This is a genomic window from Dactylosporangium sp. NPDC049742 (assembly GCF_040674675.1).
GTDB lineage: Bacteria > Actinomycetota > Actinomycetes > Mycobacteriales > Micromonosporaceae > Dactylosporangium > Dactylosporangium maewongense.
In genome coordinates this window covers 209,586-225,832 of record NZ_JBFANF010000012.1, presented here as the reverse complement: position 1 = coordinate 225,832, position 16,247 = coordinate 209,586, and the positions used below count along the sequence as shown (strand labels likewise).

The window sequence follows — 16,247 nt, the reverse complement described above, 5'->3', positions numbered from 1 at the left end:
GCGAGCTGGAGTTCACGCATGTCGATGGTGTCATCGGATCCGTGTCGGTGAGTGTCTACGCGGCGATGAGTGCGGGGGTCACCGCGTCGTCGTCGGTGTCGAGGCCCAGCGCGGGGCCTTCGCCCCAGCAGTACAGGTGTGTGTTGCGGATGCCGCAGGTGTGGCCGAACCCGGCGGACAGGCCGGTCCACGGGCCGTCGAACACGGCCGAGGGGGTCGTCCGGGTCGCCAGGTCACCGACGCCGAGCCCGGGGGCGCCGAGCCCCCAGCAGTAGCGGACGCCGGCCGCCTGGCCGCAGGCGTGCCGGCCGCCGGTCGCCATCGCGACGCGGGTCCAGCTGGTGCGGCTGCTCACCATGACCGGGGTGAGCCGGTCGGTGGCCGTGCTGTCGCCGGTGCCGAGCTGAAACCAGGAGTTGTCGCCCCAGCACCACAGTGTCCCGTCGGTGCGGATGCCGCACCCCGTCGGGTAGCCGTTGGTGATGGTGCGCCACGCGGGTTCACCGACCACCCGCCGCGGCGCGGTGCGGCCGGTCGTGTCGCCGATGCCGAGCTGCCCCGTGTCGTTGGCGCCCCAGCAGTACCGGGTGCCGTCGGTCTTGAGCGCGCAGGCCATGTTCTCGGCGGTGGACACCATCGCCCAGTTCGCCTGCGTGCCGACCTGCGCGGGCCGGGTGCGGCCGGTGGTGTCGCCGACGCCGAGCTGCCCGTCGGTGTTGCGCCCCCAGCACCAAAGCGTGGCGTCGGTACGGATCCCGCAGGTGGCGTACGTCGTGGCGGACACCGACAGCCAGGCGGCCTCGCCGATGACCCGGCGCGGTTCGTCGCGGGTGGTGGTGTCGCCGAGCCCCAGCTGGCCGTCGGCGTTGCGGCCCCAGCAGTACCGGGTGCCGTCGGTCTTGAGCGCGCAGGTGTGGTCCAGTCCCGTGTCGACCGACGCCCAGGCGGCGCCGCCGACCTGCGTGGGCACCCGCCGGTCGGTGGTGTCGCCGACGCCCAGCTGCCCGCTGCTGTTGGCGCCCCAGCACCACAGCGTGGCGTCGGACCGCACCGCGCACGTGTGCCAGCTGCCGGCGGACACTTGCGTCCAGCCGGTCACCGCCGCCGCGGCCGGTGCCGTGGGGGCCACCGCCAGCCCGGTCGTCACGGCCAGTGCTGCGAACCCGCGCCACCACGAACTCCGCATGAGCACTCCTCCGCCTCCGCGGCCCGCCGCCGGCCGACCGACGAGGTGCCGATGTGCCGATGACGCGCCGACCCTGGGGAGCCGGGCGCGCCGAGGATGCTGAGCCGGGACCGGCCCCGTCAAAGACCGCCGACGCACGCGCCACTGACCTGGCGGCCGCCATGAAAGTTTCGCGCCCGACCGTGAGCGTCCGCTCCGTGAGCGCCCGGCCCCGCAAGCGCCCCATCCCGGGACCGCGTTCCGGGAGCCGGCTGCGGGTTCAAGTCCCGCCGTCGGCTCTCCTGATCAAGCCCTGAGCCGGACGGCCGCCGCCGGTCAGGGCGCCTCACGGGCTGGTTCGCGGACGAAGTCGCCCGGCGTGTGCTCGTAGATGATGTTGATGTCGAGCCCGGTCAAGAGATCGACGAGATCCTGCTTCGGGCGGGTCGGTAAGAGCACGGCCCGGGAGCGGGGCCGGACGAAGCGGGCGTAGTCGTAGAGCTGGCCGATGGCGTGGCGGATGTGTTCGCGGCCGGCGGTGGACTTGGCCTCCACAAGCTCTTCGACGTCAATCTCGAAGACGTCCGTGAAGAACGTGTCCAGGCCGCCCGGCAGGGTGATCAGGTTCCGGACCGCTCGGCGGCCGAGGCCGGCCAGGTAGGCCTCGTAACGCGTCACCAGGTCGGCCTCCCGGCGGGTGGAGCTGCGGGACTCGCCCGGGCGGCGGACGAAGGTCCGGGTCATGTTCCGCTCCAGCGCGATGGTGCGGACGACCGCACCGGTGGCCAGTGGCTGGTCAGGCATGATCGGCTCCGGGTCGGCCAGCGGCGGTCCGAGCACCGGCCACCCTTTCTGCAGGGCCGAGTGACGGATCGCTCGAATGGCGTCTTCGGACAGGTCGGACGCCGGGATCGGCCCGAAGGTGTCGTCCGGTTCGTCGGGCTCGAGCGTGACGCGGTACGGGTACAGGTCGTCGGGCCAGACCGGTTTGACGTGGTCCACGTACAGCGGGGCGCGCAGGAGCCGCTGGGTCACCGAGCGGAAGGTCGCGCCCGTCCAGGCATCGAAGTCCTCCTCACGGGTGCGCGGCCAGCCCTTCGGCGCCGGACGCGGCGGCTCGATGCCGCGAACGAAGATGATCCACGTCGGTTCGTCCCGGTCCGGGTCGCGAAGCCACTGTTCGGCCTGGGCGACCAGCGGCCCACCGCCGTCGAAGGTCTTCCACCCCCAGATGTTGCCGCTCATACCGATCTTGAAGTTGCCGTCAGCACGCTCGCCGACGTACACATACGCGCTGCGGCTCATGCGGGACGGCCCTCGATCGGCGGGAAGCGCTGCTCATTGCGGGCGATCTTCGCGGCCACGGCCTCCGCCACGTCGACGCCTGCGACATCGGCGAAGCGCAGCAGATAGATGAGGACGTCTGCCACCTCTTCCGCGACGCGGTCCATGGGCGGCGGCTCCGGCGGGTCCCACTGGTACAGCTCGGCGAGTTCGCCAACTTCACCAACCAGCGCGAGAATCAGGTTGCGCGGAGTGTGATACCGCGGCCAATCACGGGCTTCAGCGAAGCGGCGCAGCTCCCGCTGCACCTGCGCCGGCCAGTCGTCAGGCAGTTCGTCGTTCGACATCGCCGCCAGTCGATCAGCGCAACGACCGCAGCGAAGCGATGGCCTTAAGGCCGTCAGTCCCGCTTGAGATCGAGTGGCCTTCAAGCGCCTTGAGGGCGACCTCACGGTCCGCTCGCATGATCGGTCGCCGCCATGGGTTGCTCGGTAAATGTCATCTCTTGCGGGCAGCTTCGCGAGTGAGTGCCCGGGCAGTCGGAGAAGGCGAAACCCACACCTTCGACGCTCGCCTGCTGGACGTGGCTACCGATCGTGGTGGGGAGGCAGCCCTTCGCCGGCAACCGAACTGCCAGATGTTGTTCCGTTGAAGACCTAGCGATACTGCTCTCGATCGCCGCGCCCGGTCACCCGCGACTCCGCACGGCGTCCCGTAATCAGTGGCCGGATGCTGGCGGGGTGGTGCTGTCCGTAGTGGCGGCGACGTAGCGTTGGCGGAGCACCGCTGTTGTTGGCTCTCTTGCGTTGACGTACGCCAGAGGAGGACACCATGCCCTTGGACAAGATGATGGAGTCCGCCAAGCGTGGCCTGGCGACGAGTCGGGCCCGGATTGATGAGACACGGGCCCAGCGGCAGCGTGACAAGCTGCTGTACGAGCTCGGTAAGGCCAGCTACGCCGAACACGCCGGCCATGCGACGCATGAGGCCGTGGCACGGAAGCTCCGCGCTCTGGATGACCATGAGCAGGCGCTTCGCGCGAAGTACGAGCGGCGGGCGAGAGACATCATGCACCCGGGAGCCGAGTGCGTTAACGAGGGCGAGAGCGTCGCGGCCGCCGCGCGGAAGATGCGCGATCTCGGGGTCGGCTCCCTGCCGATCTGCGGTGGGGACGACCGGCTGCACGGCATCATCACCGACCGCGACATCGTCGTGCGGTGCATCGCTGAGGGCCAGGATCCCGGTCAGGTCAGCGTGCGCGACCTGACCAGTGGTGAGCTGGTCTGGGTCGATGCGGGCGCCGGTGTCGACGAGGTGCTGCATCAGATGGAGGACCGCCAGGTCAAGCGGCTGCCGGTCATCGAGAACCACCGCCTGGTCGGCATGATCAGCGAGGCCGACCTGGCTCGCAACCTTGACGAACGCCGACTGGCCGAGTTCGTGGGGAAGGTCTACGCGACGTCCGACGTCCCCTGACCCTAGGCCGACGGGCTGGGCGGCCCAGCCGACGCGGGGGAAGGCAGGTTCGCCCCGAGCTGGTCGGCCGGGGTGAGGACCGCCGTGTACCCGGTGTCGGTGAGTGTGCCGTTCCGGTGCAGCTCGTTGAGCCGGGCGCGCAGACCGGCCAGCTCCATTGCGGCGAGGTCGTTGTTGCCGCGCGCGAGTTGGCCGGCGAGGTTGTCGAACCGGCGGTTCAGCTCACGCGCGGTCTCGCGGTCCAGGCCGCCGCCACCGGCCTGGGCCTGAACGGCGGCGCGAGCCGCAGCCAGCGTCGCCTCGACCGGGTCGTTCGTCGGGTCGCTCGGGGTGCCGGTCGGCGTTGGGCTCGGGGTGTCGGTCGGCGGGTCACTCGGCGCGGTGCTCGGGGTTTCCGTGGACGGCGTTTCCGTGGACGGCAGGGAGCGGGTCGTCTCTGCGGGGGTGGTGGGCGCCGCGGCCGGGTGGCCGGATCGGTCCGGGAGGACACCGAGCGCAAACACGGCGACGGCCGCCGCACCGAGCGCCGTCATGGCGATCCCGGTCGAACGACCCCGCCGCCGGGCAGCCGGTTCGGGTGGCTCGCCGAGCGCGGGCAGGCTCCGCGTTGCCGGCCGCACCTGGGCGCGGCCGCGGATCGGCGCCACGCCTGGTCCTTCATTACGTGCGAGCACAGCCGTTCCGGTCCCGCCGGCGGTGCCGGACAGCGCCGCGCGGACCTGCGCCGCACTTGCCGGCCGGTCCCTCGCACGCTTGGCCAGCAGCGCGCCGACCAGCCCGGCGAGCTGCGGCGGCAGGCCGGGCCGCAGTACCGTCACCGGAACCGCTGCCTGGTGAATCTGCTGCCAGGCGATCTGCACCGGCGAACCTTCGGTGAACGGCGGACGGCCGGTGAGCATCGCGTACAGCACACAGCCCAGCGCGTACAGGTCGGTCCGGGCGTCGACAGGCTCGCCGAGGACCTGCTCCGGCGCCATGTAGGAGCTGGTGCCGACCACGGTGGCCGGCGCGGTCAGCGCTGCCTGTGCCCGGTCGGTGATGCGGGCGATGCCGAAGTCGCAGACCTTCACCCGGCCCTCGTCGCTGATGAGGATGTTGGCCGGCTTCACGTCCCGGTGTACGACTCCGGCGTCGTGCGCGGCTGCCAGGGCGTCGCACACCTGCTCCGCGATGTGCACCGCACGCCGCGGGTCCAGCGGGCCCTTGGCCAGCTCGTCGGCGAGGCTGTGCCCTTGGACCAGCTCCATCACGAGGTACGGCGTACCGCCGTCGACCCCGACGTCGTACACAGCGACGATGCTCGGATGTGACAGCCGCGCAGCGGTGTGCGCCTCGCGCTCGAACCGCTCCGGTATCGACGGATCCGCGCCGCCCTGGTCGTGCAGCATCTTCACGGCCACGGGCCGGTCCAGCCGCCCGTCGACGGCCAGCCACACATCGGCCATACCGCCCCGGCCGATGACCGATCGCAGCTCGTACCGGCCGTTCAACAGACGCCCCACCATGGTGGTTAACCTTGACACAATCGTCCGAATCACCCCAAAGGGGCGTCACGACACGTCACGGTGGCCGGACGCTCGGCGTCGTCCTGCCCTGGCCGGACAGCCGGGTGGCCGCGGATGCTTGAAGCCGTAGAGATCGACGATCATCGGCGCGTGCCCGCCGCTGGTGACGCCGTTCAGGCGTCCTCCAAGTCCTCCGGGAGCAGGGTGGTCAGTGCCTCCCTGTCCATGTTGGCGGTGCCGCGCAGGCGCATCGCTTGGCGGCCGGTCATCGACTCCAGGAGCTGCCGGGCGGCGCGGGCGTTGCCGAAGGAGTCGTCGGGTTCGCTGGTGTCCGACGTGCGGGCGGCGAGCGCTGCCTGTACAGCTGCCAGGGTCTGCGGCGGGCACTGGTAGTGCTGCTCGGACGCCATCTGGTGGAAGATGGCGACCAGCTCGTCGACGGTGTACTGGGCGAATTCGATCCGCCGGCCGAACCTGCTGCGCAGGCCCGGGTTGGTGATCAGGAAGCGGTCCATCTCGGCCGGGTAGCCGGCGACCACGACGACGACCTCGTCCCGGTGGTCCTCCATCAGCTTCACGAGCGTGTCGACCGCTTCCCGGCCGAAGTCGTGGCCGGGGCCGTTGTGTGCGGAGAGCGTGTACGCCTCGTCGATGAAGAGGACGCCGCCGCGGGCCTCCTCGAACCGTGAGGTCGTCTTGAGCGCGGTCTGGCCGACGAACCCGGCGACCAGGTCGGCCCGGCTGACCTCCACCATGCCGCCGTCGGCGAGGACGCCGAGCGCGGCGAGCAGGCGCCCGTACAGGCGGGCGACCGAGGTCTTGCCGGTGCCCGGCGGGCCTACGAAGATCAGGTGCCGGCTCAGCGGCTGCGCCGGCAACCCGAGCGCGGCGCGGTGCTGGGCCATCTCGACCTGCGCGACGAGCGTTGCCACTTCCCGCTTGACCGCGCTGAGGCCGACCATCGCGTCGAGTTCGGCGAGGAGCCGCTGCGTCTCCTCCTGGTCGGCGACCCCCACCCCAGCGGCGATGCCAGAGGCTGCTCGGGCCGCCGTCACGTCCTCGGGCAGCAACGTCGTCAACGCCGCCACGTCATAGGCGTCGTTGCGGGCTGAACGGCGGGCCAGGTTCTCCCGCATAGCTTGGAACAGCATCCGGGCCGCCCGGCCGTTGCCGAAGTTGGCGGCGCGGCTGAGCTGGATCATCGTCGCGGTCAACGCGGCGCGGGTCTCGGCGGGCATGACGTAGTCCTCGTCCACCGCGAACTTCTCGACGATCTCGACGAGCTCCTCGACCGTGTAGTGCGGGAAGTTGATCGTCGTGGTGAACCGGCTGCGCAGGCCGGGATTGACGTCCAGGAGCTTGCGCATCTCGTTCGGGTAACCGGCCATGATGACGATGACCTCGTCCCGGCGGTCCTCCATCAGCTTGATGAGCGTGTCGATCGCCAGCCGGCCGAAGTCGTTGCTGTCCTCGTTGCCGGATGCGGGCGCGAGCGCGTAGGCCTCGTCGATGAAGAGGACCCCACCCCGAGCCCGCTCGAACGCGGCGAGCGTGCGCTTCTCCGTCTCGCCGATGTGCGAGCCGACCAGCTTCGCCCGGTCCGCTTCCTCGACGTGGTCGCGCGCGATGAGGCCGAGGGCGGAGGCGATCGCCGCATAGCGCCGCGCCACCTCGGTCTTGCCGGTGCCCGGCGGTCCCGTGAAGATCAGGTGCCGCTCCAACGACACCGGTGTCAGCCCACGCTCGGCCCGGCGCCGCTGGTAGTCGGCGAAGTCGACCAGCTTGCGCACCTCCTCCTTGACCCGCCCCAGGCCGATCATCGCGTCGAGCGCAGCGAGTGCCGTGTCGAGCCGGGGGCCCTGCTCCGCGGGCGTGGCCTGGTCCGAGTTCTGTGTCGCCGCTGTACTGGTGGTGTCGCTGCGCGTGGCCTGTCGTTGATCGGTGACCGGGCCCTCGCCGGCGGGCGCCGACATGCGGGCACCCTCGGGCAACGGGCCGACATGACGTGCGAACGTGACCGGTTCGCCGCCCCTGAGCCAGACGTCGTCCTCGGCGTTGCCGGTGGCGGTGCAGTCGGTCACCTGCATCTCGCCGCACGCGTCGAACTGGATGCCGTCGCGGCGGTTACCGGTGGTGGCGCAACGGATCAGCTCGCCGCTCGTGCCGGCTCCGACGTAGATGCCCACGATGCTGTCGGTGACGCTGACACCGGTCAGCGTGGCGCGCGCGTTGCTCAGGGCGATACCCGTCTGCCCGCCGGAGTTGATCCGTACGTCGCTGGCGACCAGCCGGGCACCCTGAACGACGATGCCGGACCCCTCGGCCCGCTCGATGCTCACGCCCGACATGGTCGCGGCGCCCTGGGAAAGGACGACGCCGACGCCGACATCGCGCAAGGCCAGGGTGTCCAGCCACACCTCGGTCGTAGGCCCCTGGATGCCGATCGCCGGCACGCTCTTGTCCGCGACGTCGCGGACCGTCCAGTGGGAGTACCTTCCCTTGGCGTTGGTCACGCCCAACGCCTGGGACGCGACCGACTCCATGGTCACGTGCTGCATCACAGGTGCCGCGTCGCCGCTCACCTGTACCCCCAGGCCGTTGATGCGCCGCAGCTGGACGTGCTCGAACCGGGGCGTCGCGCCCGCTTCGACCGCGATCGCGCTGGCTCCATCGACCTGCTCGACGGTGCACTCCTCGAACGTGCCGGCAGCGCCGCGGACCACGATCGCCTGCGCGGCGAGCTCACGCAGCCGCGCCCGCCGCACGACCGGCCTGGCGCCGTTCGCCACCATGATGGCCGGCATCTTGCTTCCGGTGACGGTCACATCGACGCACTCGCCGGACGCGCCGTTATGCCAGTACAGACCATTGCCGGACGCACCGGTGACGGTGCACGCGGACACCGCGACCGCCGCGTTGTCGGCCACGATCCCGCTCACCCCGACGGGGCCGATCATGCACCGCTCGATGACACCCTTCCCGTCGCGAACCTGAATGCCGTCCGCCGCAATCGAACGCAGCGAGCACCCACGCACGGTGGCCGCGCCACCCCGCACGAAAACCGCCGAAGCGACGCCCTCCAACTGGCTGTCTTCGACGAGGATCTCGCCGGCGTCAACCAGCACCGTGGCGAAGTCTCGGTCATCACCAGCGATCGACAGCCCACTCAGTACCGACGAACCACCGCGGACGTGAACAGCCGCTCCCCGCGCCGAGCGCCACCGAACAGAACCTGCACCGTCGCGGGCCATGATCCGAACCGCCCGGGTCAGCACCACCGACTCCTGGTAATCACCCGGAGAGACGAGGACCGTCGCACCTGCCGGCGCCGCGGCCGTCGCCGCCGCGATCGACGGATACCCACCCGGCCACCCACGCGCGACTTGCAGCGCCACACTCATCTGTGCTCTCCCGTGCGCTGCACTGTACCGGGACGGGCCACCCGTGGCCGCCACCGGAAGACGGGCGCGGACCAGCTCATGCACGAAACCCGCGATCCACTCACCTCGGAACGAGCAGCGCGACGGCAGTACTGAACGGCGCGCCACGAAGCCGAAGAGCCGCAACACCGTGAAGAGCGGCAGCACCTACCGCACCGGCCTTTCGCGGTTGGCCTTGGTGGAAACCGTTTGGGTGGCACCCCGCGGCGACAGTCGTCGACGCTGCGGGGTGCGATCTCTGCAGGAGTTACGGGTTGACCCAGTAGGCGAGGGTCTCGAACGCCGGGGCGAACTGCACCTGCGCGCCCTTCGTCTGTGCCGCGCTGCCCTCGAAGACGAGGTTGCCGGTGACCGTCTGGCCGGCCCCGATGGTGCCGGAGTTGAGCTGGTTCTTCACGCCGATGTCAAAGCCGGTGTCGAGCTTGGTGCCGTCGCCGGCCAGCATCGACCAGTGGAAGGTGTTGTAGTCCATCGATCCGGTCTTGCAGGTGATCGAAACGGCCGCAACGATCACCTTGCCCTGCAGCTTCACACTCTTGACGACGACTTCGCCGGTCGAGCCGTCCGACATCGACAGGACGCCCACCTCGCCGACGGCGAACTTCTTCGGGCCTTCCGGCGCGGCGGCAGCGGTGTTCTGCGCGGCGTTGGCGGCGGGCGCGCCTGAGCCGGTCACGGCGGGCGCCTTGCTCACGGTGTCGCTCTTCGGGGCGGCCCCGCACGCGATGACAAACAGCGCCAGCGTGGCGGCCAACCCGGTAATGATCTTGCGCATGATGCGACTGCTCCTTTAAGGGGTGGAAGCCGGGCGCACCCGCCCCGGCAATGAGTCACATGGCGCTCAGACCTGGGGTCACATCAGACCCGAGCTCTGTGACGATGTCAATGAGAGCATTGTCTGTGAACTCTGTCAACGGAGAAAACTCGTGACACCCTTGACGCCAGGTTGCGGGTGCAGATGAATTGACCATCGAGGCGGCAGAGATTGCCCGGCTGGCCGGGGTCGGTCGCGCCGCCGCCAGCAACTGGTGCAAGCGGCATGCCGACTTCCCGCCCAGGTCGGTGGGACTTCGACGGGTCGGGCGTTCGCCCTGACCGATGTTGAGCGCTGGCTGCGTCAGCAGGACAAGCTGATTGAGGTATCGGCGGTGGACAAGCTCTGACGGCGAATCCTCGCGGCGGCCGACAATCCCGCGGCCGCTATGGCCTCGTCGGCGCCATCCTGGTGGCTCTCCAGCGGGGCGAGCAGCTTCCCGCCCGGCAAGACGTTCAGCACCTGCTGCGAGAGATCCAGAATCTGGCCGACGAGTTGGGACCCGAGCGGCTTTCACTGGCGACGGTCTTCCGACTCTTCGGCCGGTTGCCTGCGAGTGACGCCGGATGAGCTGGCCGACCTCATGGTCAGCCTGGCCCAGGTCGACGGTGGCACGGTTCTCGACCCAACCGCCGGTGCGGGTGGCACCCTGCGGGCCGTCGCTTGCGCGGGGTGCAGCGCAGCGTTCGGGCAGGAGTTGCGCGAGCCATTCGCCCGGCTCGCGACCCCCTGGCTGGCGCTGTGCGATGTACCGGGCGAGGTCATGACCGGCGACTCGCTGCGGTCCGATGCGTTCTCCGAGCGCCATTTCGACGCGGTCGTCTGTCACCCGCCGTTCGTGGTCACCAGCTGGGGCCAGGACAACGCATTGGCAGCGGACGAAGGCTATGGAGGCGGTGTGAATCCTGGAAGGCAGCTGTGAAGGATTTTCCAGCGTAAGGGGGCGCGGAATATATCGATGGTGACGGCCGGAACTGGGGAGGCCATCCCTGGCCCGGTGACCGGCGCGTGTCGCTGGAGCTACCGCCCTTACCGGGAATCGGGAAGTGGGTGGTGGGTCGGGAGGGCGTCGGAGACGGCAGTGGCGCCGGTTGAGTCGAGCGGACAACACAACCGCTGGTGAGGGAAGGGCCACTACTTCATCGCGTCCCGCAGAGACTCAGAACCTCATCCGCGGTACCGGCAGAACTGTTGCTGTGTTCATCAATCCGACCAGAGCCCTCTCGCCCCGATGGACGAGGCCGACATGCGGCCGGCGGAGGGTCATCAATCACTGCCCTGGCTGGGTAACGTCGGAGCCGGCACCACCGGATCCCTCGGCCGTGCGCGCCGCCACAGCGATCCCTCGATCTCGGTGTGCGGCTCCTCGTCGCCGGGCTCCCATGGGTGTAATCGGATGCTGACGAACCTGCCCAGCGTGGGCACCGGGAGTTGGAGTTCCGCGGCCATCCGAGGATGCGGCGCGTAGTGGCCGAGGATCACGATGCCCTCGGGCTGGAGTTTCCTCCGGGCGTCTCGCACTCGCTTGGCGCTGTCGACCTGCTGGGCGGCTGTGAGTACGGTCGCTCGGTTGATCAGCTCGCCGGTCAGCTCTCTGAACAGGTTCGTGACCGCCGTCTGCCCGTGCGTGGCGTATGCGATGATCTTGAGCTTCCTCGGGTCGCTGATGTGCAGAAGGGTGTTCTTGACCAGATCCGCGCCGGGATGGATCCAGAGAATGCGGTCTCGGCCTCGATCGTTCAGCCGGCGCTTGCCGTCACGCTGTCTCCCCAATGGGCGGAGCACCTCCTCGCTGATTCGGATGAGGCCCGACGCCCAGCGGGCGGTGTACTCGTTCGCCCAGACCACGAGGGCGATCTTGTCGCCCCGGCTGTTCATCTCCTGAGGGATCTCCCAGTCGTACAGATTCAGTGACCATTTGCAGTCCACGTCGACGCTGGCAATTCGGTAGTCGAGTTCCTCGCCGTCGTCGAACCCGAACTCCCGCTGTAGCCAGATCTCGACGAGAGTGCCGACGTGCGTCTTCTCCGTCTTCAGCAGCTGTGTGTAGTCCCACCGCCCGGTGCGCTGGCCGTCGTAGATCTGGTCGAGCGCTTCCCGAATGGCGTATCCCGTCCGGACGCCGTCGGGATCGAGCGACCGAATCACTGAATGGACCGCCCAGATCTCGGGATCCTCCTCAGGCGACGGCGGTCGAGCGTCGGTGTGGAACGGCGATGGCCCGGTCATCATCCGCGGCCTGCTGGCAGTCGACGGCCGGACCGGCAGAATCCGGCTGCGGTGGACGCGCAGCGTGCGTGGAAGTCCGGCCGAGATCTCATCGTCTTCGAATAACTCACCCTGGACCATCGACACGTGGGCAGGGTGTCAGAGGGACCAACCGTCGGTCAACAGCGAGGTACCCGAATGCCGCTGCCGCGCCGGCGGGTCAGTCCAGGTAGTTCTTGAGGTGTTTCGCGATGGCCGCGGCGAGACCCGAAGGAACTGCGTTGCCGATCTGCTTAGCGATCTCCGTCTTGGATCCGCACCACTTGTAGTCCTTTGGGAAGTCCTGCAGCAGCGACGCCTCGTAGTGGGTGATGACCCGGTTCACTCGCCGCGCCGGGCGGTCCGGTTCCCATTGCGGGTGCAGGTATTGGCCCTTCTCCGGCTTGAAGAACTCGGTACGGATCGTCAATGACGGCGCATCCCAGCGCATACGACCCATGACGTCGGTCGTGCCGGTCTTCTTCTCCCGCCAGCATCGCGACAGCAGGTGATCCGGCAGGTTGAACCGGCCGCCGCCGGGAGGGATGTGGTCGTAGCGCTCGAGCGACATCGGGGTCGGCTGCCGTCCGAAGTGGATGTCATATCCCGAGAAGTCGCCTCGGATACTCTGTTCGAAGAACACCGTATCCTTCTGCGGGAGTTCGGTGGTCGCCGGGTGTTCGTCGACCCACCCGATCGCGTCTCGTACTGTCCTCCACGGCTTCAGATCCCCGGTGGGAACCTTCGCGTGCGTCGGTTTCGGGAGCGGGATCTCCCCGATCCGGGACCCGATGACGATGGTGCGCGGCCGGCGTTGCGAGACGCCGTAGTCGGCCGCCAGCAGGACGCCGGCGGTGAGTTTGTAGCCTTTGAGGATGCCGTGGTCGGCCTCTTCCATCAACAGCTGGAACTCGTTGGTACGCGAGAACCGTTCGACGTTCTCGATCACGAATACCTGCGGATTCGCCTTGACGACGAAGCGTAGGTACTGCTTCCACAGCTTGTTGCGTGGGTCCTCGACCGACTTGGTCCCGAGGTTGGAGAAGCCCTGGCACGGCGGTCCACCGATGATGACATCCGCATCGGGGATCTCGTCATCCTCGATCTTCTCGATGTCCTCCCACCGCGTGTGCTCCCTACCGAAGTTCGCGGCGTAGGTGGAGGCCGCGGCACGATCCCACTCGACCGAGAGAATCGGACGGAAGCCCTCATTATGGAAGCCGACGGTCATGCCGCCGCACCCCGCGAAGAGGTCGATCATGCTCAAGCGATCACTCACCTGCGACATGATAGTGGGCCTCCCGTCTGCGACAAGCCAGCCGCGCCGGTGAGGTAGAACGCATGTCCGAAAAATCTTGGGCGTCCTCGATCGGCGTACGCAAGTCGATGCAGGCCAACACCGGTCGCGACACCAAGCCCGAGCTGGCGCTGCGGCGTGCCGTCCACGCGCTGGGTCTGCGCTACTACGTCAATCGCCGGCCGATCAAGGCGGTGCGACGTACCGCAGACCTGCTGTTTCCGAAGCTCAAGCTGGCGGTGTTCCTCGACGGCTGCTTCTGGCATGGATGCCCCGAACATCACACCGTCGCCAAGACCAATGCGCCGTTCTGGGCGGAGAAGGTCGCCACGAATCGCCGCCGCGACGCCGACACGAACGAGCGACTGGCCACCCAGGGCTGGACCGTCATCCGGATCTGGGAGCACGAACCGATCGGCGAGGCTGCAGCCCGGATCGCTGAGACGGTTACCGCGATGCGTAGCGTCTCCTCGCATCGTTGACATCGACTCTCCTCCCGGGTCGGCATGGCCTTCTGCGCCGCCATCGGTCCGACGACTTTCCGTGGCCGCGCTGCCGCCAAGGCGTTCACGCTCTCGGCGTCTGGGTGACCAAGTCGGAACCCTGACCCTGTGGAGGCAGGGATCGACATCCCGATCTGCGGTCTTGGGAGGAGGCGTGGAGCGATCGGAACGGGAGGTGAGTCTCTCGGCGGATCGCGGTTTGCTCTGGTTACCGGCGTCGGTGACCCGTGTCTGCTGACAAGCCGTCGCATCGATGTGTCGGTTCCCGCGAGTTCGGACCGGGTCGTGCAGCTCCGGTGAGTGTGAGCGTGGTGTAGGCGGGCAGGTCGAAGACGGGTTCGCCCTGCTGATGTCATCGAGGTTGATCTCTTCGAAAAGCAGCTGGCTCTCGCCGTTGGCGTCTATCGCCGTGGAGCTTGGAGGAGTGCTCCCACCGCCGAGTCCGATCGGCATGAGGGCGACAGCGCTGCCAGCGATCCAGGGCCAACTCGGCTTGCGCTTGGTGGAGGCGGCAGGTGTGAAGTTCTGGGAATCGGTCATGGAACACTCACGGTGCGATAACGGTGTTCACGATGTGTTGAGCGGCGCAACGCCAACGGTTAAAAATTGCACGAGATCTGCGTCAACGGACGAGTGGCTTGACGGCAATGTACACTCGTGCCGTGCATCAGAGAGCGAGAGTCACCGCGGCTGACATCGCTCGTCTCGCCGGGGTAGGGCGGGCGGCGGTCAGCAACTGGCGCAAGCGGTACGACAACTTCCCGGTGCCGGTGGGTGGGACCGCCGCGTCCCCTCAGTTCGATCTCGAACAGGTCGAGGAGTGGCTCGCTGGTCAGGGCAAGGCTCCCTCGGTCGCGGACGAGGACCGGCTCTGGCGCAATCTGCTGACCGCAGCCGCCGACTCCGCGGGGGCGCTCGCCGCAGCCGGTGAGCACCTACTCGGCCGACGAGCGCTGCCGTACGACTTCCTGCGGCCGGAACTCGACGATCTCGCGAAGGTTCATGGGCCGGAGGCGACTTTCGACGAGCTGTGGTATCGCTACGCCGCCCTACCCGCGCAACGTTCTGTGGCTACCCCCGACGATCTGGCCGACCTGATGGCCAAGGTGGCGGGTGCCGCCGGAGGGAGCGTGTTCGATCCGGCTTGTGGTAATGGTGGCATGCTGCGTGCCGCCGCCCGGTCCGGTGCCGCACACCTGTTCGGGCAGGACAACGACTCCACCTTGACCCGCCTTGCCGACCTCTGGCTCGCCCTCAACGGGAAGTCCGGCGAGATCCGCACAGGTGACTCTCTACGCGCGGATGCCTTCGCCGGCCTCGCCGTGGACGTCGTCCTGTCGAATCTACCGTTCGGCCAGACCAACTGGGGACATGAGGAGTTGAGCCACGCACCTTGGGAGTTCGGGCTGCCGCCTCGCACCGAACCGGAACTGGCCTGGGCGCAGCACGCGATCGCTCACCTGAGACCGGGAGGGCTCGCCGTGCTGCTCATGCCGCCGTCGGTGGCGGGGCGGCGTGCGGGGCGCCGCATCCGCGCCAACATGTTGCGCCGCGGCGCCCTGCGCGCGGTGATCGCAATGCCACCCGGCGCCGCACCACCGCATGCGGTGCCGCTGCACCTCTGGATCCTGCAGAAGGCGAACCGGGCGACTGCGGAGGTGTTGCTGCTCGACACCACCGACTACGAACTCGACGAGGCCTACCGGTGCATCGCTGAAACCGTCACGGCGCTCCTGAGTTCCGGAGACCGTTCGGAACGCGTCGAAGCGCACACGGTCCCAGTGCTTGACCTGCTCGACGAGGAGGTCGACCTGTCGCCCGGGCGTCGCCACCTCGGCGACGCCGACGAGGCCGACGTGGGACCACGACTGGCCGATGCCAGCCGGCGTCTGAAGAAGTCCTCCGAACGGATACCCGGCCTGCTGACCGATCTGGTGGACGGTTCGGTCGAGGCCGGTGCCTCTCCGGTCACCGTCGGCGACCTGCTTCGCAGCGGATCGCTCCAGATCCTTGGACCCGTTCGTGGTGGTGAGGGAGAACGGGCCGAAGGAGTCACCCTCACCGTGCAGGACCTGACGGCCGGCAGGCCTGCCTCGGGAACGGCGGACAATCGACTCACCCCGCGGATGGTTCTGCAGCCGGGGGACGTGGTGTTGTCTGTCAGCGAACGACGACTCGTCGCCCGGGTCAACACCGAGTCAGGTCCGCTGCTCGGCAGACACCTCTGGCTGCTGCGCCCGGACCCGCAGGCTCTCGACTCCTGGTTCCTCGCCGGCCACCTGCGTACCACGGTCAACGAGAGACTGGCCGGCAGCCTGTTGGGCACGTCGCGTTTCGATGTGCGCCGGATACAACTGCCGAGGGCGGCACTCGGCGAGCAGCGGCGACAGGGCGAGGTCTTCCGCCGCCTGAATGAATTGAACGAGACGATCCGCGAGGCAACGACCCTCAGCGCCGACATCACCCGGCTCACGGCGGACGGTCTGGCCTCGGGCAGGTTGCGGCCGATCTGAGGC

12 protein-coding genes are annotated in these 16,247 nt (G+C 68.6%); 4 read left to right on the top strand and 8 right to left on the bottom strand.

Features of this window, described 5'->3' with window-relative positions; genetic code table 11:
* Nucleotides 1-55: 55 nt before the first annotated feature.
* The 3 genes from AB0J72_RS18060 to AB0J72_RS18050 form a co-directional block, all read right to left on the bottom strand.
* Nucleotides 56-1,186, bottom strand: coding sequence for a hypothetical protein (locus AB0J72_RS18060; protein WP_363400017.1), 1,131 nt, complete (start codon nt 1,184-1,186; stop codon nt 56-58).
* Between the two features lie 315 nt (nt 1,187-1,501).
* A complete protein-coding gene (locus AB0J72_RS18055; protein WP_363400015.1) occupies nt 1,502-2,470 on the bottom strand; it encodes a hypothetical protein in 969 nt (322 codons plus the stop codon).
* Nucleotides 2,467-2,796: a nucleotide pyrophosphohydrolase gene (locus AB0J72_RS18050; RefSeq protein ID WP_363400013.1), complete on the bottom strand. Its 330-nt coding sequence runs from the start codon at nt 2,794-2,796 to the stop codon at nt 2,467-2,469. Before AB0J72_RS18050 ends, AB0J72_RS18055 begins: the two co-directional genes overlap by 4 nt.
* Before the next feature lie 484 nt (nt 2,797-3,280).
* Between AB0J72_RS18050 and AB0J72_RS18045 the strand changes: the two genes are divergently transcribed.
* Entirely contained in the window at nt 3,281-3,925 is a 645-nt protein-coding gene (locus tag AB0J72_RS18045) for a CBS domain-containing protein (protein ID WP_363400011.1), read from the top strand.
* Nucleotides 3,926-3,927: 2 nt separating this feature from the next.
* Here the strand turns inward: AB0J72_RS18045 and AB0J72_RS18040 are convergent, their stop codons facing one another.
* From AB0J72_RS18040 to AB0J72_RS18030, 3 genes are all read right to left on the bottom strand, one after another.
* Nucleotides 3,928-5,430 (bottom strand): protein kinase, encoded by a 1,503-nt coding sequence (locus AB0J72_RS18040; RefSeq protein ID WP_363400009.1) that lies wholly within the window; start codon nt 5,428-5,430, stop codon nt 3,928-3,930.
* 173 nt (nt 5,431-5,603) lie between these two features.
* Nucleotides 5,604-8,681 (bottom strand): AAA family ATPase, encoded by a 3,078-nt coding sequence (locus tag AB0J72_RS18035; protein WP_363400045.1) that lies wholly within the window; start codon nt 8,679-8,681, stop codon nt 5,604-5,606.
* A gap of 436 nt (nt 8,682-9,117) precedes the next feature.
* Nucleotides 9,118-9,645 (bottom strand): hypothetical protein, encoded by a 528-nt coding sequence (locus tag AB0J72_RS18030; protein WP_363400007.1) that lies wholly within the window; start codon nt 9,643-9,645, stop codon nt 9,118-9,120.
* Between the two features lie 595 nt (nt 9,646-10,240).
* Between AB0J72_RS18030 and AB0J72_RS18025 the strand changes: the two genes are divergently transcribed.
* On the top strand, nt 10,241-10,606 hold the full coding sequence (locus AB0J72_RS18025) for an N-6 DNA methylase (RefSeq protein WP_363400005.1): 366 nt from the start codon (nt 10,241-10,243) through the stop codon (nt 10,604-10,606).
* Between the two features lie 344 nt (nt 10,607-10,950).
* Here the strand turns inward: AB0J72_RS18025 and AB0J72_RS18020 are convergent, their stop codons facing one another.
* Both AB0J72_RS18020 and AB0J72_RS18015 read right to left on the bottom strand, forming a co-directional pair.
* Nucleotides 10,951-12,033 carry a NaeI family type II restriction endonuclease gene (locus AB0J72_RS18020; protein WP_363400043.1) on the bottom strand — a complete coding sequence of 361 codons (1,083 nt, stop codon included), beginning with the start codon at nt 12,031-12,033 and terminating at the stop codon, nt 10,951-10,953.
* A gap of 79 nt (nt 12,034-12,112) precedes the next feature.
* Nucleotides 12,113-13,219: a DNA cytosine methyltransferase gene (locus tag AB0J72_RS18015; RefSeq protein WP_363400003.1), complete on the bottom strand. Its 1,107-nt coding sequence runs from the start codon at nt 13,217-13,219 to the stop codon at nt 12,113-12,115.
* A gap of 53 nt (nt 13,220-13,272) precedes the next feature.
* On the opposite strand from AB0J72_RS18015, the gene AB0J72_RS18010 reads away from it, so the two are divergent.
* The gene (locus AB0J72_RS18010) at nt 13,273-13,710 is read left to right on the top strand and encodes a very short patch repair endonuclease (protein WP_363400001.1); all 438 of its coding nucleotides are present in this window, start codon (nt 13,273-13,275) and stop codon (nt 13,708-13,710) included.
* Nucleotides 13,711-14,393: 683 nt separating this feature from the next.
* Nucleotides 14,394-16,244, top strand: a complete 1,851-nt coding sequence (locus AB0J72_RS18005; protein ID WP_363399999.1) for an N-6 DNA methylase — start codon at nt 14,394-14,396, stop codon at nt 16,242-16,244.
* The last annotated feature ends 3 nt before the right edge of the window (nt 16,245-16,247 follow it).

Bases quoted from the DNA above. Each gene is read 5' to 3' on its own strand.
- AB0J72_RS18010 (WP_363400001.1), top strand. From the start codon at position 13,273: ATGTCCGAAAAATCTTGGGCGTCCTCGATCGGCGTACGCAAGTCGATG.
- AB0J72_RS18035 (WP_363400045.1), bottom strand. From the start codon at position 8,681: ATGGCCCGCGACGGTGCAGGTTCTGTTCGGTGGCGCTCGGCGCGGGGA.
- AB0J72_RS18055 (WP_363400015.1), bottom strand. From the start codon at position 2,470: ATGAGCCGCAGCGCGTATGTGTACGTCGGCGAGCGTGCTGACGGCAAC.
- AB0J72_RS18045 (WP_363400011.1), top strand. From the start codon at position 3,281: ATGCCCTTGGACAAGATGATGGAGTCCGCCAAGCGTGGCCTGGCGACG.
- AB0J72_RS18015 (WP_363400003.1), bottom strand. From the start codon at position 13,219: ATGTCGCAGGTGAGTGATCGCTTGAGCATGATCGACCTCTTCGCGGGG.
- AB0J72_RS18060 (WP_363400017.1), bottom strand. From the start codon at position 1,186: ATGCGGAGTTCGTGGTGGCGCGGGTTCGCAGCACTGGCCGTGACGACC.
- AB0J72_RS18040 (WP_363400009.1), bottom strand. From the start codon at position 5,430: ATGGTGGGGCGTCTGTTGAACGGCCGGTACGAGCTGCGATCGGTCATC.
- AB0J72_RS18050 (WP_363400013.1), bottom strand. From the start codon at position 2,796: ATGTCGAACGACGAACTGCCTGACGACTGGCCGGCGCAGGTGCAGCGG.
- AB0J72_RS18020 (WP_363400043.1), bottom strand. From the start codon at position 12,033: ATGGTCCAGGGTGAGTTATTCGAAGACGATGAGATCTCGGCCGGACTT.
- AB0J72_RS18030 (WP_363400007.1), bottom strand. From the start codon at position 9,645: ATGCGCAAGATCATTACCGGGTTGGCCGCCACGCTGGCGCTGTTTGTC.